Raw genomic sequence first — 17,043 nt, 5'->3', positions numbered from 1 at the left:
GCGCCGCGGGGGCGGGGAGCCGTCGGTAGCCTGGACCGGTGACGACGACCTCCCGCCCCCGCGGCCTCAACCGGCAGATCCTGGCCCTGGCCGTCCCCGCCTTCGGGGCGCTCGTGGCCGAGCCGCTGTTCCTGCTGGCGGACTCCGCGATCGTCGGCCACCTCGGCACCCCCCAGCTCGCCGGCGTGGGCGTGGCCGCGGCCGTGCTGCAGACGGTCGTGGGGCTCATGGTCTTCCTGGCCTACAGCACCACCCCGGCGGTCGCCCGGCACCTCGGCGCGGGCCGGCTCCAGGAGGCCGTGGCGGTGGGCCGGGACGGGCTGTGGGTGGCCGCGGGGTTCGGCCTGCTCCTGTCCGCGGCGGGCTGGGTGCTGGGCCGCCCGATGCTGGCGCTGATGGGCGCGCGCGACGAGGTCCTGGAGCACGCCGTCGTCTACCTGCACTGGTCCCTGCCCGGGCTGACCGCCATGCTCCTGGTGCTCTCGGCCACCGGTGTGCTGCGCGGGCTCCAGGACACCAGGACCCCGCTGCTCATCGCGGGGATCGGGGCCGCGGCCAACGCGGGGCTCAACCTCCTGCTCGTGCACGGCGCGGGCCTGGGGGTGGCCGGCGCGGCGATCGGCACGAGCGCCGTGCAGTGGGCCATGGCGCTGGCGTACCTGCGGATCCTCCGCCGGCTCGCCCGCGAGCACGGTGTGGGGCCCGCGACCACGTGGCCCCGGCTGCGCTCGCACCTCACCGTGGGCTCCTGGCTCATGCTGCGCACCGTCTCCCTGCGGGTGGCCATCCTCGCGACCGTCCTGGTGGTCACGGGGCAGGGCGCCCAGAACCTCGCCGCGCACCAGCTCGTGCTGACGGTCTTCAACTTCCTGGCCTTCGCCCTCGACGCCCTCGCCATCGCGGCGCAGGCGCTGCTGGGCCGGGACATGGGGGCGCGAGACGTCGAGGACCCCGCGGAGCGCCGGGCGATCCGGGACCTGATGAACCGGCTGGTCCTGTGGGGGCTCGGCTTCGGCGTGCTGACGGGCCTCCTCGTGGCCCTGGTCGGGACGCGACTGGGCTTCCTGCTGAGCCCCGATCCCGCGGTGCAGGCCCTGTTCGCGGCGGCCCTGCTGGTGGTGGCGGTCGGCCAGCCGCTGGCCGCCTACGTCTTCGTCCTGGACGGGGTGCTCATCGGCGCCGGGGACGCCCGCTACCTCGCGGTCGCCGGGGTGCTCAACCTCGCGGTCTACGCCCCGCTGCTGGTGCTCGTCGCGCTCTCCGCCGGGGCGGGGACCGGGGGGTTCGTGTGGCTGTGGACCGCCTACGCCGGGGGCTATCTGGGGGCCCGGGCAGTGACCCTGGGGCTGCGCGCCCGCGGCGACTCCTGGCTGCTCCGGAACGCTCGGTAACAAGCCGGAGCGCACCCCGGGAATGTGCGGCAGATCACCTACGATGCAGATATGAACAGTGATTCCCGCGCAGAGAACCAGTTCACCGCCGACTCCGGGCACAATGTCGTGCTCGTCGGCATCGACGGCTCCGACCAGGCCCGGCACGCGCTCGAGCGCGCCGTCGACGAGGCCCGGGCCCAGGACCTGACCGTGCGACTGCTGGGTGCCTACCCGGTCATCGGGGTGGGGGACCCCGGCCTCGAGATGCGGTTCACCGAGGCCGTGATGAAGGAGAACGCCGACCACCTGGCCGAGGCCCGGCAGGCCGTGGAGCAGGCGGGACTGCCCGTCGAGGTCGTGGAAGCGGGCGGGGACGCCGCCAAGGCCGTCGTGGAGCAGTCGGGCGACGCCGCGCTCGTGGTCATGGGAAAGCGCGGTCGCGGCGGCGCGCTGCGCGGCCGGCTGGGCTCGGTGTCCGCGGCGGTCGCGGCGCACGCCAAGTGCCCGGTCATCATCGTCCCCGAGGCCGCGGAGATCCGGCACTCCGAACGGCGCGGCGGCAGCGCGGGCGACTTCGCGCTCGAGGCCGACGGGCCGGTCAAGGCGGACCAGATCGACTTCACCGGCCGGGTGGTCGTGGGCCTGGACGCCCTCGGCTCGCGCAGCCCGGCGCTGGGCCAGGCCGTGGCGTACGCGCAGGAGCACGGCAAGGCCCTGGCGCTGGTCTCCGTGAACGGCGCCCTGTCCGGCACGCCCTCCTGGTTCCAGGACGAGTTCAACCAGGCCCGGTACTTCCACGAGGCGGACCAGAAGCTCACCCAGATCTCCGACGAGATCGCCGCCCAGCACCCCGAGCTGACGGTCGAGCACCACATCTTCGTGGGCCGCCCGGCCCGCATCCTGATGAACGCCACGCACACCGCGGACCTGGTCGTGGTGGGCTCCCGCGGCATCGGCGGCTTCCGGGGGCTGCTGCTCGGCTCGGTGTCCCAGGCGGTGCTGGAGAACGCCACCGGCGCGGTCATGGTGGTGCCCGCGCACCGCTCCTGAGCGCTCCTTCCCGGCACCCACCCCCACGGCGCGACCAGGAGGCAGCGGCACATGACCGAGCAGATCGTCGTCGGCTACGACGGCTCCGAGAACAGCGAACGAGCCCTCGACTGGGCGATCCAGGAGGCCGGCGCCCTCGCCGGCGAGCTCAAGGTGGTGGTCTCCATGGGACGTCCCGTCGCCGTGGACCCCAGTCTCTACGGGCCGTTCCTGGAGGCGATCGAGGAGGAGGCGGACAAGGTCGCCGCGGCCGCCGTCGGCCGGGCCCGGGACGCCGGCGTTCCGGCGGTCGCGCTGGTCGAGCGCGGTGACGCGGCCGGGGTGCTGGTGCACGAGTCGGAGAGGGCCGGGTCCCTGGTGCTCGGCCGCCGCGGCCGGCGCGGGGTGCGCGGACGCCTCGGGTCGGTCACGGCCGCGGCGGCGGCGCACGCGAAGTGTCCCGTGATCGTCCTCCCGGACCGCTGGGACCCACAGGCGCGCGCCACCCGTGCCACGGCCGGCCCCTTCGCGGGGCGCGTGGCGGTCGGTGTGGACCGGCTCGGCCGGGACAACCCGGCCGTCCTGGCGGCCGGCCGGTACGCCGTCCGGCACGGTGCGGGCCTGGCGCTGATCACCGTGGTCCCGGAGGCGCTGAGCATGCCGACGGGCTCCGCCGACCTCGACCGGGCCGTGCGCGAGCAGCTCACCGAGCCCGCCCGGTCCCTCGTGGACCAGGTGGCGGCGTCGGTCCGGGAGGACCACCCGGACCTGGACGTCGAGACCTACGTCTTCTCCGGTCGGCCCGCGGACCAGCTCGTGGAGGCCGGCCGGTCGGCGGAGCTCGTAGTGGTCGGCAGCCGTGGCTACGGCGGGTTCCGGGGGCTGCTCATGGGTTCCGTGTCCCAGGCCGTGCTCAACGAGGGCGAGGGCCCCGTGATGGTGGTCCCGACCCGGAAGAAGGACTGACCCGTCCGCCCGCAGGAGGAGCCCCCGGCCACGGGCGGCCGGGGGCTCCTCCTGCGGGCGGATCCGCCGACCGGCGTCGGCAGGCCATCCTGGGGACGAGCCCGCGGACCGGCCGCGGACGGACGGGAGCACACCGTGGACCGCAGAGCGCTGGCCGTGACCGCCCTGGCCGTCACCGCGCTCACCGGGTGCTCGGGTCCGGTGCAGATCCCCGACCCGCCGGCCGGGTCCAACGTCCTGGACTCCGCCGACGTCCTGACGGAGGAGCAGGAGCGCCGGCTCGACGCCCTGATCGAGGACCGCAGCGCCGGCACGGACGCCGCACGCCTCGCCGTGCTCACGGTGGCGGAGACGGACGGATCGATCGAGGACTACGCCCGCGAGGTCGCCACCGCGTGGGAGGTGGGCGACGCCGGGGCGGACAACGGCGTGCTCGTGGTCGCCGCCACGGAGGACCGGGAGCTGCGGATCGAGTCGGCGGACGGGGTGCGCGAGCGGTTCTCCGACGACGAGGCGGAACGCGTGGTGGAGGACGTGCTGGCGCCGGCCTTCGCGGACGGGCGCTACGCCCAGGGCCTGGGCGAGGCCGTCGAGCAGATCCACGTCTACGCGCAGGGCAGGGAGCCGCCGCGGGAGCCCTTCGACTGGGCCCTGCTCGGCTGGGTCGCGGGCGGCTTCGGCCTGGTCGGCGTGCTGGTGGCGTGGTGGATCGCCGCGGACCTGCGCCGCCGGCGCCGGATCGCCGACGAGGAGCTGCGGGCGGCCCGGCAGCGCGACCCGGAGCTGCGGCTCACCGAGGAGCAGCGCGCGGCGTACCGGACGTACCGCTACCACCACCGCAAGCCGGACGCGCTCACCAACCCCGCCGTGTGGCTGCCGCTCTACCTCGCGAACCCGGCGCTGTACTCCGGCGGCTCGAGCGGCGGCCCGAGCGGGGACGGGCAGGGCGGCTCCTCGTTCGGCGGCGGTGGCGGCTTCACCGGCGGCGGGGCGTCCGGCAGCTACTGACCGTCCCGCACGGAGCGGGAGACCGCCGGGCGCGCGGGACCGCTGGGGCAGTGCGGAGCAGATGGGGCGGTGCGAAGCTGATGGGGCGGTGCGGAACCGTTCAGGCGGGGAGACCGCGCCGGGCGGCCACGAGGGAGAGCAGGTGCCGGTGCACCGTGGTCTCCCCGGTCAGCTCGGGGTGGAACGAGATGCCGACGACGGCCCCGCTCGCCACCGCGACCACCGCGCCCCGGTGCCGGGCGAGGACCTCGACGCCCTCGCCGACGCGGGTCACCGCGGGGGCCCGGATGAAGGCGGCGCGCACCACGTCCCCACCGCCGCCCCAGGCGAGCACGACCTCCTCGGAGGCCGTCTGGGGACCGAACGCGTTGCGGGCCACCGTGACGTCCAGGACCTCGAGGGACTGCTGACCGGGAGCGGGGTCCTCGATGCCGGACGCGAGCAGGATGAGCCCGGCGCACGTGCCGAGTGTGGGCAGGCCGCCGAGGACGGCCTCCCGCAGGGGTTCCCGCAGCCCGAACAGGCGCAGCAGCCGGTCCACGGTGGAGGACTCCCCGCCGGGCAGGACGATCGCGTCCAGCCCGGCGAGCTGCTCGGCGGTCTTCACGAGCACGGGCTCGGCGCCGAGCTCCCGCAGCATCGCGGCGTGCTCGGCGACCCCGCCCTGCAGGGCGAGGACGCCGACGCGGGGCCCGGAGGTCACCAGCCGCGCTCCGCGAGCCGGTGCGGGGCGGGGAGGTCGCCCACGTTGATGCCGACCATCGCCTCGCCGAGCCCGCGGGAGGCATCGGCGATCTTCTCCGGGTCGTCGAAGTAGGCGGTGGCCTTCACGATGGCCTGCGCCCGGGCCGCGGGATTGCCGGACTTGAAGATGCCGGAGCCCACGAACACGCCGTCGGCGCCGAGCTGCATCATCATGGCGGCGTCCGCGGGGGTGGCCACGCCGCCGGCGGTGAACAGCACGACCGGCAGCTTCCCGGTGCGGGCGACCTCGAGGACGATGTCGTACGGGGCCGCGAGCTCCTTCGCCTTCACGTAGAGGGCGTCTGGGGAGATCTTGTGGAGGGCCTGCAGCTCGGCGATCTGACCGCGGATGGTGCGGATGTGCTTGGTGGCCTCGGAGACGTCGCCCGTGCCGGCCTCGCCCTTCGAGCGGATCATCGCGGCGCCCTCGGCGAGCCGGCGCAGGGCCTCGCCCAGGTTGGTGGCCCCGCACACGAACGGGACGGTGAAGCGCTGCTTGTCGATGTGGTTGACGTAGTCGGCGGGGGAGAGCACCTCGGACTCGTCGATGTAGTCGACCTTCAGGTGCTCCAGGACCTGGGCCTCCACGAAGTGGCCGATGCGGACCTTGGCCATGACGGGGATCGAGACGGTGGCCTGGATGCCCTCGATCAGGTCGGGGTCGGACATGCGGGCCACGCCGCCCTGCGCGCGGATGTCGGCGGGCACGCGCTCGAGGGCCATGACGGCCACGGCGCCGGCGTCCTCGGCGATGCGGGCCTGCTCGGCGGTGACGACGTCCATGATGACACCGCCCTTGAGCATGTCGGCGAGACCGCGCTTGACCAGCGGGGAGCCGGTGAGCGGGGTCGCGTCCGAGGCGGTGGTGCGGGCGGAGTTCGGGGCAGGGGTGGTCTGCAGATCGGTCATGGGCTCCATCCTCCGGCCGAAAGTGGTCCACCGACAGGTCCACCATCGATAGAATCTGTTGGACCACAGGAACTGCCGGAGGAGGAGGCTCCCGTGCGGCATCCCCACGACGTCGAGCTGCCCGTGCGCGTGGACCGGTCCGATCCCGCGCCGCTGCCCGCCCAGCTCGTCCAGCAGCTGCGGGAGCTGGTGGTCTCCGGGGCCCTGCGCCCCGGGGACGCGCTGCCCTCGACGCGCGGGCTCGCCGCCCGGCTGGGGATCTCGCGCGGCTCCGTGGTCACCGCCTACGACCAGCTCCACGGCGAGGGCTACCTGCACGCGACCAACGGGGCCACGGTGGTCCACCCCGACCTCGCCCGCTCCCGCGCGGAGCCCCCGGCGGCCCGGCCCGGCCCCCGCCCGCCCGCGGTGCCGCCGCGCCGGACCCGGGAGCGGCCCATGATCGACCTCACGCCCGGGCGGCCCGACACCGACCGGCTGGCCACCCCGCAGTGGCGCGCCGCGTGGCGGGACGCCGCGGCCGCCGCCGGGACGGGGGCGCCCCCGCCCCAGGGCTCGGAGCCGCTGCGCGGTCAGATCGCCGAGCACCTGCGGCTGATGCGCGGCGTGGTCCGGGACCCGGAGGACCTCTTCGTCACGGCGGGCGCACGGGACGGGCTCCAGCTCCTGCTCGCGGTGCTCGGCGGCCACGCGGGCCGCGGGCTGCGCGTCGCCGTCGAGGACCCCGGCTACCCCTCGCTGCGCCGGGTGCCGGAGCGGCTCGGCCACGAGGTGCTGCCGGTGCCGATCGACGAGCAGGGGCTGGACCCCGCCCGGCTGCCGTCCGGCGCGTGGGCCGGTCCGGGGGAGTGGGAGGTCGAGCGGCCCCCGGACGCCGTGATCGTGACCCCCAGCCACCAGTACCCCCTCGGGGCGTCGATGCCCGCCGCCCGCCGGCTCGAGCTGCTCGGCTGGGCGCGCGCCCACGACGCGCTGATCGTGGAGGACGACTACGACTCCGAGCTGCGCTACGTGGGCGAGCCGCTCCCCGCGCTGTCCTCCCTCGACCACGCCGGGGGCGCCGTCCCGGAGCCTCCCGCCCCGGGACGGCTGCTCGGCAGCGGCGGCCACGTGGCCACGCTGGGCTCCTTCACCAAGGTCCTCGCGCCCGGACTGGGGGTCGGCTACCTGCTGGCCCCGCCCGCCCTCCGGGAGGACCTGCTGCTGCTGCGCACGGACCTGGGCAACCCCGCCTCCGCGGTCGCCCAGGACGCCATGGCCCGTTTCCTGGCCGACGGCGGACTGCGCCGGCACACCGCCCGGATGCGGCGGGAGTACCGGCGCCGGCGGGACCTGCTCACCGCGGCCCTCGCCGGGGTCAGCGGGGTGCGGGCCGTGCCCATGGACGGAGGGCTGCACGCCGTCCTCGAGTTCACCGGGGAGGTGCCGCTGGAGGAGCAGGACGTCGTGGACCGTGCCGCCGCCGCGGGCGTGCGGGTGGCGGCGCTGGGCTCGTACTGGGCGCACGGCGCGCGGGGCGGCCGCCGCGGCGTCGTCGTCGGCTTCGGCGCCACCGGTGCCGCCCCGGAGGGCGACGCCCTGCCGGACGCCCTGGCGGTCCTGGCCCGGGTGCTCTCGGCGACCGGGCACGGCTCCGCTCGCTAGACTGACCGGTGCCCCGCAGGCCTCCCGGCCGGCACGTCCCCCGAAAGGCGCACCGTGAACCCCGATCCGAGCACCGGCATCCACCGCGACCTGTTCGCGCCCACGCTGCTGCGCGCGCTCGTGGCCCTGGTCTTCGGCGGCGTGACCGTGTTCTGGCAGGAGCCGACGCTGCCCGTGGTGGCCTGGGGCGTGGGGCTGTACCTCGTGCTCACGGGCGCGGCGAGCGTGCTCCTGCAGCTGCGCCTCAACGGCAACGACCACGTGGACATGGGCCCCACCCGGCAGATCCCGCAGTCCTACGGCGTGCTGTACCTCCTGGGCGGGGTCTTCACGATCCTGGGCGCCGACACCCCCGCGTGGCTGGTGGTCTACGCGGCGTCCATCATGGGCCTGGCCGGGCTCACCGAGCTGGCCCTCGGGCTGAAGTTCCGCACGAGCTTCCCGCTGGGCCGCGACTGGACCATCGCCGGACTCGTCACGGTCCTCGCCGCCACGGGCCTCGTGCTCGTGGTGGACCTCGGCGCCAAGGCGCTCTTCGGGGTGGTGGGGGCCGCCGCGGTGGTCATCGGCGTCACCCACCTGCTGGCCGCCCTCACCCTCCGGCACGAGGACCGCCGGGGACGGGCCCCCGCCGGGACCGCGTAGACTGGGCCATCGCACGGCAGGCCCCGGCCCGCCGGGGACATCAGTTCACGAGGAGGACCAGTGGCACAGCGCAAGGGCTCGAGAGGCGGCTCCCGGGCCGACGTCAAGGGCCCCCTGATCCTGTCGGCCGTGCTCGCGGCGGTCGCGTTCGTCGCCGTGGGGATCTTCGCCAGCGGCGGCACGGACAACGCCCTGCGCCTGGACCTCGCCTTCATCGCCGCCGGTGTCGTGTTCATCGTGACCCTCGTGGTCAGCGCCACGCTGATGATCGTCGAGAAGCCCAACGACCCCCACCTCGGCACGGGCACGGGCGTCAACCGCTCCTCGGCCAAGCTCTACGCCGAGGCCCGGGCCCGGCGGCAGGCGGCTGCACGGCCCCCCGGCGAGGCCGAGTTCGGCCAGCGCGTCCGGCCCGACACCGAGGGCGAGGACCTCCTCGGCCGCCGCTCCGCCGACGGCACCGGCCCGGTGGACGGCACGGACGACGACGGCCCCGCTCCGCGCGCCTGAAGCTCCCGCTCGCCCGCGGCGCCCGCTCGCCGCAGGTCCCCGCTCGTTCCGGACCCCCGCGCCGGGGGATCATGTTCCGTGGACAGCCCTGTCGCGGCCGTCCGTCCCCTCGGTAGATTGGGACGGCACCTGAGCAGCAGGGCCGGACCCCGCGCCCTGCTCGAGACCGGACGACGGGAACCAGCATGAGCCAGCAGCCGGAACCGCCCACCGAGGGCGACGACGAGTTCGAGCGGAAGGTCCAGCAGAGGATGGCCGACAAGCGGGAGGTCGACGCCGACCGCGATGCCACGGACGTGGCGCAGGAGGACTACAAGTCCGAGCTGCCCGAGCTCGAGGAGAACGAGGACAGCCCGGTCGACCCCGGCCAGGCCGGCGCCTGAGCAGCACCGCGCGGGACGCACGACGCCCCGGGGAGGACCGTGGTCCTCCCCGGGGCGCCGTCGTGCCCGGCGGGCTCAGCGGCCGAAGCGCCGCAGCCGCAGGGAGTTCAGCACCACGAACACGGAGCTGAAGGCCATGGCGGCGCCCGCGATCACGGGGTTGAGCAGCCCCGCGGCGGCCACGGGGATGGCCACCGTGTTGTAGGCGAAGGCCCAGAACAGGTTCGACTTGATGATCGACAGGGTCCGGCGGGACAGGGCGATGGCCGTGGGCACCGAGCCGACGTCGCTGCGCACCACCGTGATGTCCGCGGCCTCGATCGCCGCGTCCGTGCCGGCGCCCATCGCGATCCCGAGGTCGGCCTGCGCCAGGGCCGCGGCGTCGTTGACGCCGTCGCCCACCATGGCGACCACGCGGCCGTCGTCCTGGAGGTCACGGACCACCGCGACCTTGCCCTCCGGGCTGACGTCCGCGACGACGTCCTCGGCGGCGATGCCGGCCTCCGCGGCGACGGCCCGTGCCACGGGCTCGTTGTCGCCGGTCAGCAGCATGGGCCGCAGGCCCAGCCCCCTGAGCCGCCGGACCGCCTCGCGGGCGTCGTCCTTGACGGTGTCGCGCAGGTCGACGAAGCCGACGAGGGCCCCGTCGACGGCCACGAGGATCGTGGTGAACCCGCCCTCCTGGGCGCGGCGCAGCGCGTCGAGCTGGGCGCCGTCCAGGCGCACGCCGTTCTCGGACAGCCAGGTGGTGCGCCCGACCACCACCGAGCGGGAGTGCATCCCGTCCGCCACGTGCGCGCGGACGCCGCCGCCGGGGGCCGAGACGAACCCGGAGACCGGGAACCGGTGCGGGGTGGCCGCGGCCACGGCCCGCGCGATGGGGTGCTCCGAGTGCTGCTCCACGGTGGCCGCGAGATCCAGCACCTGGTCCCGGGAGTACCCGGACACGGGCGTCACGGCCGCCACGGAGAGCTGACCGCTCGTGACGGTGCCCGTCTTGTCCAGCACCACGGTGTCCACGGTGCGGGTGTCCTCGAGCACCTCGGCGCCCTTGATCAGGATGCCCAGCTGCGCGCCGCGCCCCGTGCCGGTGAGCAGGGCCGTGGGGGTGGCCAGGCCGAGGGCGCAGGGGCAGGCGATCACGAGCACGGAGACCGCGGCCACGAAGGACGCGTGCACGTCCCCGGTCAGCAGGAGCCAGCCGACCAGCGTGGCCAGGGCGATCACCAGGACGACCGGGACGAAGACCCCGGAGATCCGGTCGGCCAGCCGGGCCACGGGGGCCTTGCTCGCCTGCGCCCGGGACACCATCCGGCCCATCTGGGCCAGGGTGGTGTCGGCGCCCACGCGGGTGGCCTCGACCAGCAGGCGGCCGTTGGTGTTGATCGTGGCCCCGGTGACGGTGTCCCCGACCTCCACCTCCACCGGGAGGGACTCACCGGTGAGCAGGGAGGTGTCCACGGCTGAGCGGCCGTCCACGACCACGCCGTCGGTGGCGATCTTCTCGCCGGGGCGCACGACGACCAGGTCCCCCGGCCGCAGCTGCTCCGCGGGCAGGCTCGTCTCGACGCCGTCCCGCAGGACCACCGCGTCCTTCGCGCCCAGCTCCAGCAGCGCGCGCAGCGCCTCGCCGGAGCGGGTCTTCGCCCGGGCCTCCAGGTAGCGGCCCAGCAGCAGGAACGCGGTGACGAGGGCGCCCGTCTCGAAGTAGAGCTGGTGCCCGCTCATGTCCATCGTGTGGCCGAGCATCGCGCCGGCCGTCATGCCGGGCTCGCGCAGCAGGTTCCACAGCGAGAACAGGTACGCGGCGGACACGCCCAGGGACACGAGGGTGTCCATGGTGGAGGTCAGGTGCCGGGCGTTGATCGCCGCCGAGCGGTGGAAGGGCCACGCCGCCCACGTCACGACCGGCAGGCTCAGGACCGCGACCACCCAGCCCCAGTGCGGGAACTGGAAGCCGGGCAGCATCGAGATCACGAACACCGGGACGGAGAGCGCGGCCGCCACGAGGAGGCGCCGGCGCAGGGACTCGGGCGAGCGCAGCGAGGACGCCTCGCGCCCGGCGACCCTCGTCATGGCGTCGGAGCGGTCCGCGGCACCGGCGTCGTCGTCCCCGGGCGCGTTCGTGACGACGGCCCCGTACCCGGCCTTCTCGACCGTCTCGACGATCTGCTCGTCGCTCACGCCCTCGGGCACGTGGACGGTGGCGGTCTCGAGGGCGAGGTTGACGGAGGCGTCGACGCCCTCGAGCCTGCCCAGCTTCTTCTCGACCCGGCTGACGCACGAGGAGCACGTCATGCCCGTGATCTCGAGCTCGAGGGTGCGCAGCGGCCCGGCGACCTCGGTGGGGACGGCCGTGCGGGTCTCAGGCAACGCTGTACCCCGCTTCCTCGACGGCCTTCTCGATCTCGTCCTCGGACAGCTCGCGGGTGGAGGTCACGACCACGGGGGAGACCCCGCCGGCCACGAGGTCGACGTCGACGGACTCGACGCCCTCGAGCTCGGTGAGCTCCTCGGTGACGGACATGACGCAGTGGCCGCAGGTCATGCCGGAAACGTTGACGGTGGTCTGCACGATGGTCTCCTCGGGGGTTCGGTGGGTTCGTTCGGCGGGGATGGTTCGGTGGGGTGGTTCGGTGGGGGCGGTGCGTCCGTCCGGTGGGGCGGGGTCAGCTCTTGAGCAGGCGCGCGATGGCCGCGGACGCCTCCTGGAGCTTGTCGTCGACGCTGGCGACGTCCCCGGACTCCTGGGCGGCCTCGACGGCGCCCACGACGCAGTGGTTCAGGTGCTCGTCCAGCAGGCCGAGGCTCACGGCCTTGAGCGCCGACTGGATCGCGGAGATCTGGGTGAGGATGTCGATGCAGTACTTGTCCTCCTCGACCATCCGGTGGATGCCGCGGACCTGGCCCTCGATGCGCCGCAGGCGCTTGAGGTACGCGTCCTTGTCCTGGGTGTAGCCGTGCGGCGGCAGGGTCTGGGTCATGGGTCCTCCTCGGTCGTCCTGCCGTCACTGTATACCCCTTGGGGGTATCGTTCAAGCGCCCGGCCCGGTGCGGCCCGGCAATGTGCCAATCTTGAGGCATGGCTTCACTGATCGAGGACTACGCCCTGCTCTCGAACATGCGCACGGGTCCGCTCGTCTCCCGCACCGGGTCCATCGACTGGCTGTGCGCGCCCCGGTTCGACTCCCCCTCGGTCTTCGGCGCCCTGCTCGGGGAGCCCGACCACGGGCGGTGGCTGCTCGCTCCCGCGTGCACGGTCGCGGAGGGGCCCGACGGCGAGGTCCTCGACGAGGAGGAGAGCGGCGCCCAGGTCGCCGAGCGGTTCTACGTGGAGAACACGTTCGTGCTGCAGACCGTGTGGGTCACGGACTCCGGGTCCGTGCGCGTGACCGACTTCCTCCCGCTGACCTCCCGCACGGACGTGGTCCGCCGCGTCGAGGGCCTCACGGGCGAGGTCGAGATGTACCACGAGCTGCGGGTGCGCTTCGGCTACGGCGCCGTGGTCCCCTGGATCAGCCGCTTCGAGGGGGAGGAGGACCCCGGCGGCGGCGACCCCGCACCGCCCATGCTCGTGGCCATGGCCGGCCCGGACGCCCTCGTGCTGCGCGGGGAGCCCCTCCCCGAGTCCACGGACGACGACGACGAGCGCCGCCACCGCGGGACCTTCACCGTCTCCGCCGGCCAGGCACGGGACTTCGTCCTCACCCACTTCCCGTCCCACCGCACGCCCCCGGCGCCCGTCGACGTCAACGAGCAGCTCACCCGCACCGTGGAGCTGTGGCAGGACTGGTCCGGGCTGTACTCCCCGCCGGCCGCCGGGGAGGACGAGCCCGTGCACATCGTCCCCGTCCGCGGTCACGCCGTGGCCCCGCGCTCGGACGTGGTCCGGCGCTCGCTGCTCGTGGTGCGGGCGCTGATGCACCAGGAGACGGGCGGGCTCGTGGCCGCCCCCACCACGTCCCTGCCGGACGTCGTCGGCGGGGAGCGCAACTGGGACCACCGCTTCGCCTGGCTGCGGGACGCCGCGATGGCCCTCGAGGTCATGCTCGACCACGGCCACGACCGGGAGGCCGCGCAGCTGCGCAACTGGCTGCTGCGCGCCGTGGCGGGCGACCCGCACGACCTGCAGAACATCTACGGGGTCGCCGGGGAGCGCCGCGGGCGCGAGCACCAGCTCGACCTGCCCGGCTACGAGCGCTCCCGGCCGGTCCGCGAGGGCAACGGCGCCGCGGGCCAGCACCAGTCGGACGCCGTGGGGCACGTCATGGTGGTGTTCGAGAGGCTCCGCCGGCGCGGCGCCGTGGAGGACCACCTCTCCTGGCCCCTGCAGCAGGCGATGCTGCGCTCCGTCGTGGAGAACTACGAGGTCACGGACCAGGGCATCTGGGAGATGCGCGGCGAACGGCAGTACTACACGCACTCGCGCGTGCTGATGTGGGCGGCCCTCCAGTGCGGCGTGGACGCCGTGCGCCTGCACGGCCTGCCCGGCGACGCGCCGCTGTGGGAGCAGCTGCGGGACGCGCTCGCCGAGGAGATCTGGACGAGCGGCTACGACCCCGAGGTCGGCTCCTTCGTCCAGTACTACGGGGCGAAGACCGTGGACGCCTCCCTGCTCCAGCTGCCGCAGGTGGGCTTCGTGGCCTACGACGACGAGCGGATGCTCGGGACCGTGCGCCGGATCGAGGAGGAGCTGCGCCACCCCAGCGGGCTCATCCACCGCTACCGCAACGTCCTGGGTCCGGTGGAGCCCGACGACCCCGACGCGTACGCGGGGGTCATCGGGGTGGACGGCTTCCCCGGCCAGGACAACCCGCACCTCGGCGCGTCCCTGTGGCTCGCCGCCCAGTACGCGCGGTCGGGGCGCACGGACAGCGCCCGGAAGCTCGTGGACTCCGTGCTGTCGCGCGCCAACGACCTCGGGCTGCTCTCCACCGAGTGGTCGCCCGAGCTCCGGCGGATGACCGGCAACTTCCCGCAGACCTTCACCCACCTCGCCCTCGTCCAGGCCCTGGACGCGCTCGACACCGCCCAGGGACGCCGCGCCGCGGACGCGCCGCACGAAACCGTGGCCGAGTCCGTGGGGGAGCCCGTGCCGGGCACGGGCGGGTCGTCCGTCGCCGCCGCCGGAGGCGCTCGATGAGCCACGCGGCTCCGGTCGACTGGCGGTCCTCGCCGGCGGTCCGGATCGGGCTGTCCGTGTCCGTGGCCACCGGGCTGTACGGCATCTCCTTCGGCGCCCTGTCCGTGGCGGCGGGACTGACCTTCTGGCAGACCGTCGCCCTGTCCGCGCTCATGTTCACGGGCGGCTCCCAGTTCGCCTTCATCGGCGTGGTCTCGGGCGGGGGCGCCGGCGCCTCGGCGCTGGGCGCCGCCACGCTGCTGGGGATCCGCAACGCCGTCTACGGGATGAGCATGAACGCCCTCGTCCGCCCGCGCGGCTGGCGCCGGCTCCTCGCCGCGCACGTCACCATCGACGAGTCCAACGCGGCCGCGTCCTCCCAGGTCCACCCCGTCGAGGAGCGGCGCGGCTTCTGGACCGCGGGCCTGGGCGTGTTCGTGCTCTGGAACCTGTTCACCGTGCTGGGCGCCCTGCTGGGCAACGCCCTGGGCGATCCCGCCCGGTGGGGCCTGGACGGCGCCGCCGTGGCCGCGTTCCTGGGCCTGCTGTGGCCGCGGCTGAGCGCCCGGGAACCCGTGGCGGTCGCGGTGGTCTGCGGCCTCGTCACAGCCCTGACGATCCCGGTGCTGCCGGCGGGACTGCCGATCCTCGTGGCCGCCGTGGTCGCGGCGTTCCTGGGCCGCTCCCGCCCGGCCGGCTCGGCCGGGGCGGCGTCCGGCGCCGGCGCGGCCTCCGGCCCCGGTGCGCCGTCCGGCCCCGGTGCGAAGGAGGCGGGGGCGTGAGCATGTGGGTCTGGGTGCTCGGGGCGTGCGCGCTCGCCTACGCCCTGAAGCTCGTCGGCTACCTCGTGCCGGACCGGGTGCTGGACGACCCGCGCGTCGGGCGCATGGCGGGCACCGTCACCGTGGGCCTGCTCGCCGCGCTCGTGGTCATGAACGCGTTCGGCTCCGGCCAGGCGCTGGTGCTCGACGCCCGGCTGGGCGCGCTGCTCGTGGCGGGAGCGGCCCTGATGCTGCGGGCCCCGTTCCTGCTGGTCGTGGTCCTGGGTGCGGTCGCGGCGGCCGTGCTGCGGCTGCTCGGCGCGCCCTGACCCCAGCCCTCAGCCGCGACCCGTGGGGTCCTGGGCCTCGACCTCCTGCCAGGAGGCGTCGACCGGGCCCTTTCCGGCAGCGGGCGCCGTCAGGCGGCGCTCGGCAGGATGTTGTGGTTGAGCCGGAACAGGTTGCCCGGGTCGTAGCGGTTCTTCAGCTCGGCGAGACGCCGGTGCGTCCGCTCCCCGTAGGTCTGGCGTGCCTCCTCGGTGGTGACCGGGCCCTGCTCGGCGCCGAGGAAGTTCACGTACAGGCCCGCGTCGGCGAACGGTTCCACGGCGGCGTGGGCCTTCCGGGCGAACGCCGTGAGGCGGACGTCCTCGGCGGCGTCCGGCCAGAAGCCGTAGACGTTGAGCCAGTACCGCGCGGACCGGTTGGGGAAGGCTGTGGCGCCGGCGGGCACCCGCCCGAAGAACCCCTCCATGTGATGGACGTCGATGCCCGTGCCGAACCAGGTGATCTCGGAGGCCACGCCGAGCAGGGCGTCGACCACCTCGTCGTCCAGGCGGGAGAGCGAGGCGTTCTTCCAGTAGCCGCGCGCCCCCTTCGGGAAGAGCTCGTCCATGGCCGACTGCCACTCGGGCCACTGCACGGGGCCGACCTCCTCCTCGTCCGGTGGGGCGTCGGCCCGCAGCCGCTCGACCAGTCGCAGGCCCTCGGCGTGGTCGGGCGACATCCAGGCGAAGCCGATGATCAGCCAGGGCTGGTCGCCCATCCCGAAGCTGGGCGGCAGCCGGAGGATCGAGATGATGCCGTTCATCTCGTCCGGCAGGTCGTCCGTCCAGCGCGCGAAGGCCTGCAGGGCCGCGCGCCACTTCTCGCGCCCGTAGAACAGGTTCCCGCCCAGCACGGACGGGGGCAGCTCCCGGGCCCGGAAGGTGAAGGAGGTCACGACGCCGAAGTTCCCCCCGCCGCCGCGGATGCCCCAGAACAGATCCGGGTTGTGCTCCGCGTTGGCGTGCAGGTGCTCCCGGGTCCCGGCGATCACCTCGGCGTCCACGAGGTTGTCCAGGCTCAGGCCGTTGCTGCGCGTCAGCCAGCCGACGCCCCCGCCCAGGGTCAGCCCTGCGACCCCGGTGGCGCTCACCACGCCGAGGGGCACCGCCAGCCCGTGCGGGACCGTCGCGCGGTCGACATCGGCGAGGGTCGCGCCCGGCTCGACGGTCACGCGCCGGGTCCGGGGGTCCACCTCGACCTGCCGCAGGGCGCCGAGGTCCAGGACGAGTCCGCCCTCCACGGTCCCGTGGCCGGCCACGCTGTGCCCGCCGCCGCGGACGGCCAGCGGCAGCTCCGTGTGCTGCGCGGCGGCCAGCACCGGGTCGATGTCGGACACGGCACCCGCCTGCACGACGGCTCGGGGTCGCACGTCGACCATGCCGTTCCAGACCCGCCTCGCCTCGTCGTAGAGGGGGTCGTGGGGCTCGACCAGCGTCCCGGTCAGGCGAGTCCGCAACTTCTCGAGCTCTCGGGCGGTCTCGTGCTCATGCTCCCCGCGGTCCACGGCATTCATGGGACTGGCTTCCTGTGGGCGGGGGCACGCGCCCCCGGGCTGCTGCTCGTGCTCGACGACGGTGCGCAGACCGTCGTCGGCGGTGCCGGACGGGACTCGGGCGGACTCG

The 17,043-nt window shown here is 74.7% G+C and carries 17 protein-coding genes; 11 read left to right on the top strand and 6 right to left on the bottom strand.

The genetic code is table 11. From position 1 onward, the window contains the following. Nucleotides 1-38 precede the first annotated feature (38 nt). From ACFYE3_RS06460 to ACFYE3_RS06445, 4 genes are all read left to right on the top strand, one after another. A complete protein-coding gene (locus tag ACFYE3_RS06460; protein ID WP_387607185.1) occupies nt 39-1,391 on the top strand; it encodes an MATE family efflux transporter in 1,353 nt (450 codons plus the stop codon). Between the two features lie 51 nt (nt 1,392-1,442). Next, complete coding sequence (locus ACFYE3_RS06455) at nt 1,443-2,423, top strand: universal stress protein (protein ID WP_387607182.1); 981 nt, start codon at nt 1,443-1,445, stop codon at nt 2,421-2,423. Between the two features lie 51 nt (nt 2,424-2,474). Continuing rightward, nucleotides 2,475-3,368: a universal stress protein gene (locus tag ACFYE3_RS06450; RefSeq protein ID WP_387607180.1), complete on the top strand. Its 894-nt coding sequence runs from the start codon at nt 2,475-2,477 to the stop codon at nt 3,366-3,368. Between the two features lie 135 nt (nt 3,369-3,503). Beyond that, entirely contained in the window at nt 3,504-4,376 is an 873-nt protein-coding gene (locus ACFYE3_RS06445) for a TPM domain-containing protein (protein WP_387607179.1), read from the top strand. A gap of 100 nt (nt 4,377-4,476) precedes the next feature. Here ACFYE3_RS06445 and pdxT read toward each other — a convergent pair whose 3' ends face one another. Together pdxT and pdxS are read right to left on the bottom strand one after the other, a co-directional pair. Beyond that, nucleotides 4,477-5,079 carry a pyridoxal 5'-phosphate synthase glutaminase subunit PdxT gene (pdxT, locus tag ACFYE3_RS06440; protein ID WP_387607177.1) on the bottom strand — a complete coding sequence of 201 codons (603 nt, stop codon included), beginning with the start codon at nt 5,077-5,079 and terminating at the stop codon, nt 4,477-4,479. Further along, nucleotides 5,076-6,029, bottom strand: coding sequence for a pyridoxal 5'-phosphate synthase lyase subunit PdxS (pdxS, locus tag ACFYE3_RS06435; RefSeq protein ID WP_387607174.1), 954 nt, complete (start codon nt 6,027-6,029; stop codon nt 5,076-5,078). The genes pdxT and pdxS overlap by 4 nt, the downstream gene beginning before the upstream one ends. Before the next feature lie 93 nt (nt 6,030-6,122). Between pdxS and pdxR the strand changes: the two genes are divergently transcribed. The 4 genes from pdxR (at nt 6,123) to ACFYE3_RS06415 (ending at nt 9,211) form a co-directional block, all read left to right on the top strand. Next, nucleotides 6,123-7,673 (top strand): MocR-like pyridoxine biosynthesis transcription factor PdxR, encoded by a 1,551-nt coding sequence (gene pdxR / locus ACFYE3_RS06430; RefSeq protein WP_387607172.1) that lies wholly within the window; start codon nt 6,123-6,125, stop codon nt 7,671-7,673. A gap of 54 nt (nt 7,674-7,727) precedes the next feature. Continuing rightward, nucleotides 7,728-8,318, top strand: coding sequence for a DUF308 domain-containing protein (locus ACFYE3_RS06425; protein ID WP_387607169.1), 591 nt, complete (start codon nt 7,728-7,730; stop codon nt 8,316-8,318). A gap of 60 nt (nt 8,319-8,378) precedes the next feature. Next, nucleotides 8,379-8,828, top strand: coding sequence for a hypothetical protein (locus ACFYE3_RS06420; protein ID WP_387607166.1), 450 nt, complete (start codon nt 8,379-8,381; stop codon nt 8,826-8,828). Nucleotides 8,829-9,013: 185 nt separating this feature from the next. After that, on the top strand, nt 9,014-9,211 hold the full coding sequence (locus ACFYE3_RS06415; RefSeq protein ID WP_368831860.1) for a hypothetical protein: 198 nt from the start codon (nt 9,014-9,016) through the stop codon (nt 9,209-9,211). A 75-nt stretch (nt 9,212-9,286) separates the two neighbouring features. Here the strand turns inward: ACFYE3_RS06415 and ACFYE3_RS06410 are convergent, their stop codons facing one another. The 3 genes from ACFYE3_RS06410 to ACFYE3_RS06400 all read right to left on the bottom strand — a co-directional run bounded on the left by ACFYE3_RS06410 (nt 9,287) and on the right by ACFYE3_RS06400 (nt 12,195). Then, a complete protein-coding gene (locus ACFYE3_RS06410) occupies nt 9,287-11,509 on the bottom strand; it encodes a heavy metal translocating P-type ATPase (RefSeq protein ID WP_387607909.1) in 2,223 nt (740 codons plus the stop codon). A gap of 67 nt (nt 11,510-11,576) precedes the next feature. Then, entirely contained in the window at nt 11,577-11,786 is a 210-nt protein-coding gene (locus ACFYE3_RS06405; protein WP_368822383.1) for a heavy-metal-associated domain-containing protein, read from the bottom strand. A gap of 94 nt (nt 11,787-11,880) precedes the next feature. Then, a complete protein-coding gene (locus tag ACFYE3_RS06400) occupies nt 11,881-12,195 on the bottom strand; it encodes a metal-sensitive transcriptional regulator (RefSeq protein WP_156269099.1) in 315 nt (104 codons plus the stop codon). 98 nt (nt 12,196-12,293) lie between these two features. Here ACFYE3_RS06400 and ACFYE3_RS06395 point away from each other — a divergent pair, with 98 nt between their 5' ends. From ACFYE3_RS06395 to ACFYE3_RS06385, 3 genes are read left to right on the top strand one after another with little or no spacing between them, the layout of a single operon-like run. Then, nucleotides 12,294-14,354: a glycoside hydrolase family 15 protein gene (locus ACFYE3_RS06395; RefSeq protein WP_387607163.1), complete on the top strand. Its 2,061-nt coding sequence runs from the start codon at nt 12,294-12,296 to the stop codon at nt 14,352-14,354. Then, nucleotides 14,351-15,115: an AzlC family ABC transporter permease gene (locus ACFYE3_RS06390; RefSeq protein WP_387607161.1), complete on the top strand. Its 765-nt coding sequence runs from the start codon at nt 14,351-14,353 to the stop codon at nt 15,113-15,115. The genes ACFYE3_RS06395 and ACFYE3_RS06390 overlap by 4 nt, the downstream gene beginning before the upstream one ends. Then, on the top strand, nt 15,112-15,423 hold the full coding sequence (locus ACFYE3_RS06385) for an AzlD domain-containing protein (RefSeq protein ID WP_368831864.1): 312 nt from the start codon (nt 15,112-15,114) through the stop codon (nt 15,421-15,423). The genes ACFYE3_RS06390 and ACFYE3_RS06385 overlap by 4 nt, the downstream gene beginning before the upstream one ends. 89 nt (nt 15,424-15,512) lie before the next feature. Here ACFYE3_RS06385 and ACFYE3_RS06380 read toward each other — a convergent pair whose 3' ends face one another. Continuing rightward, the gene (locus tag ACFYE3_RS06380) at nt 15,513-16,934 is read right to left on the bottom strand and encodes an FAD-binding oxidoreductase (RefSeq protein WP_387607159.1); all 1,422 of its coding nucleotides are present in this window, start codon (nt 16,932-16,934) and stop codon (nt 15,513-15,515) included. Nucleotides 16,935-17,043 lie beyond the last annotated feature (109 nt).

It is taken from the genome of Kocuria arenosa (assembly GCF_042879215.1).
In the GTDB taxonomy this organism is placed as follows: domain Bacteria; phylum Actinomycetota; class Actinomycetes; order Actinomycetales; family Micrococcaceae; genus Kocuria; species Kocuria arenosa.
Note: the sequence above shows the minus strand (reverse complement) of the source record. Positions and strands in the feature narration are given on the sequence as shown.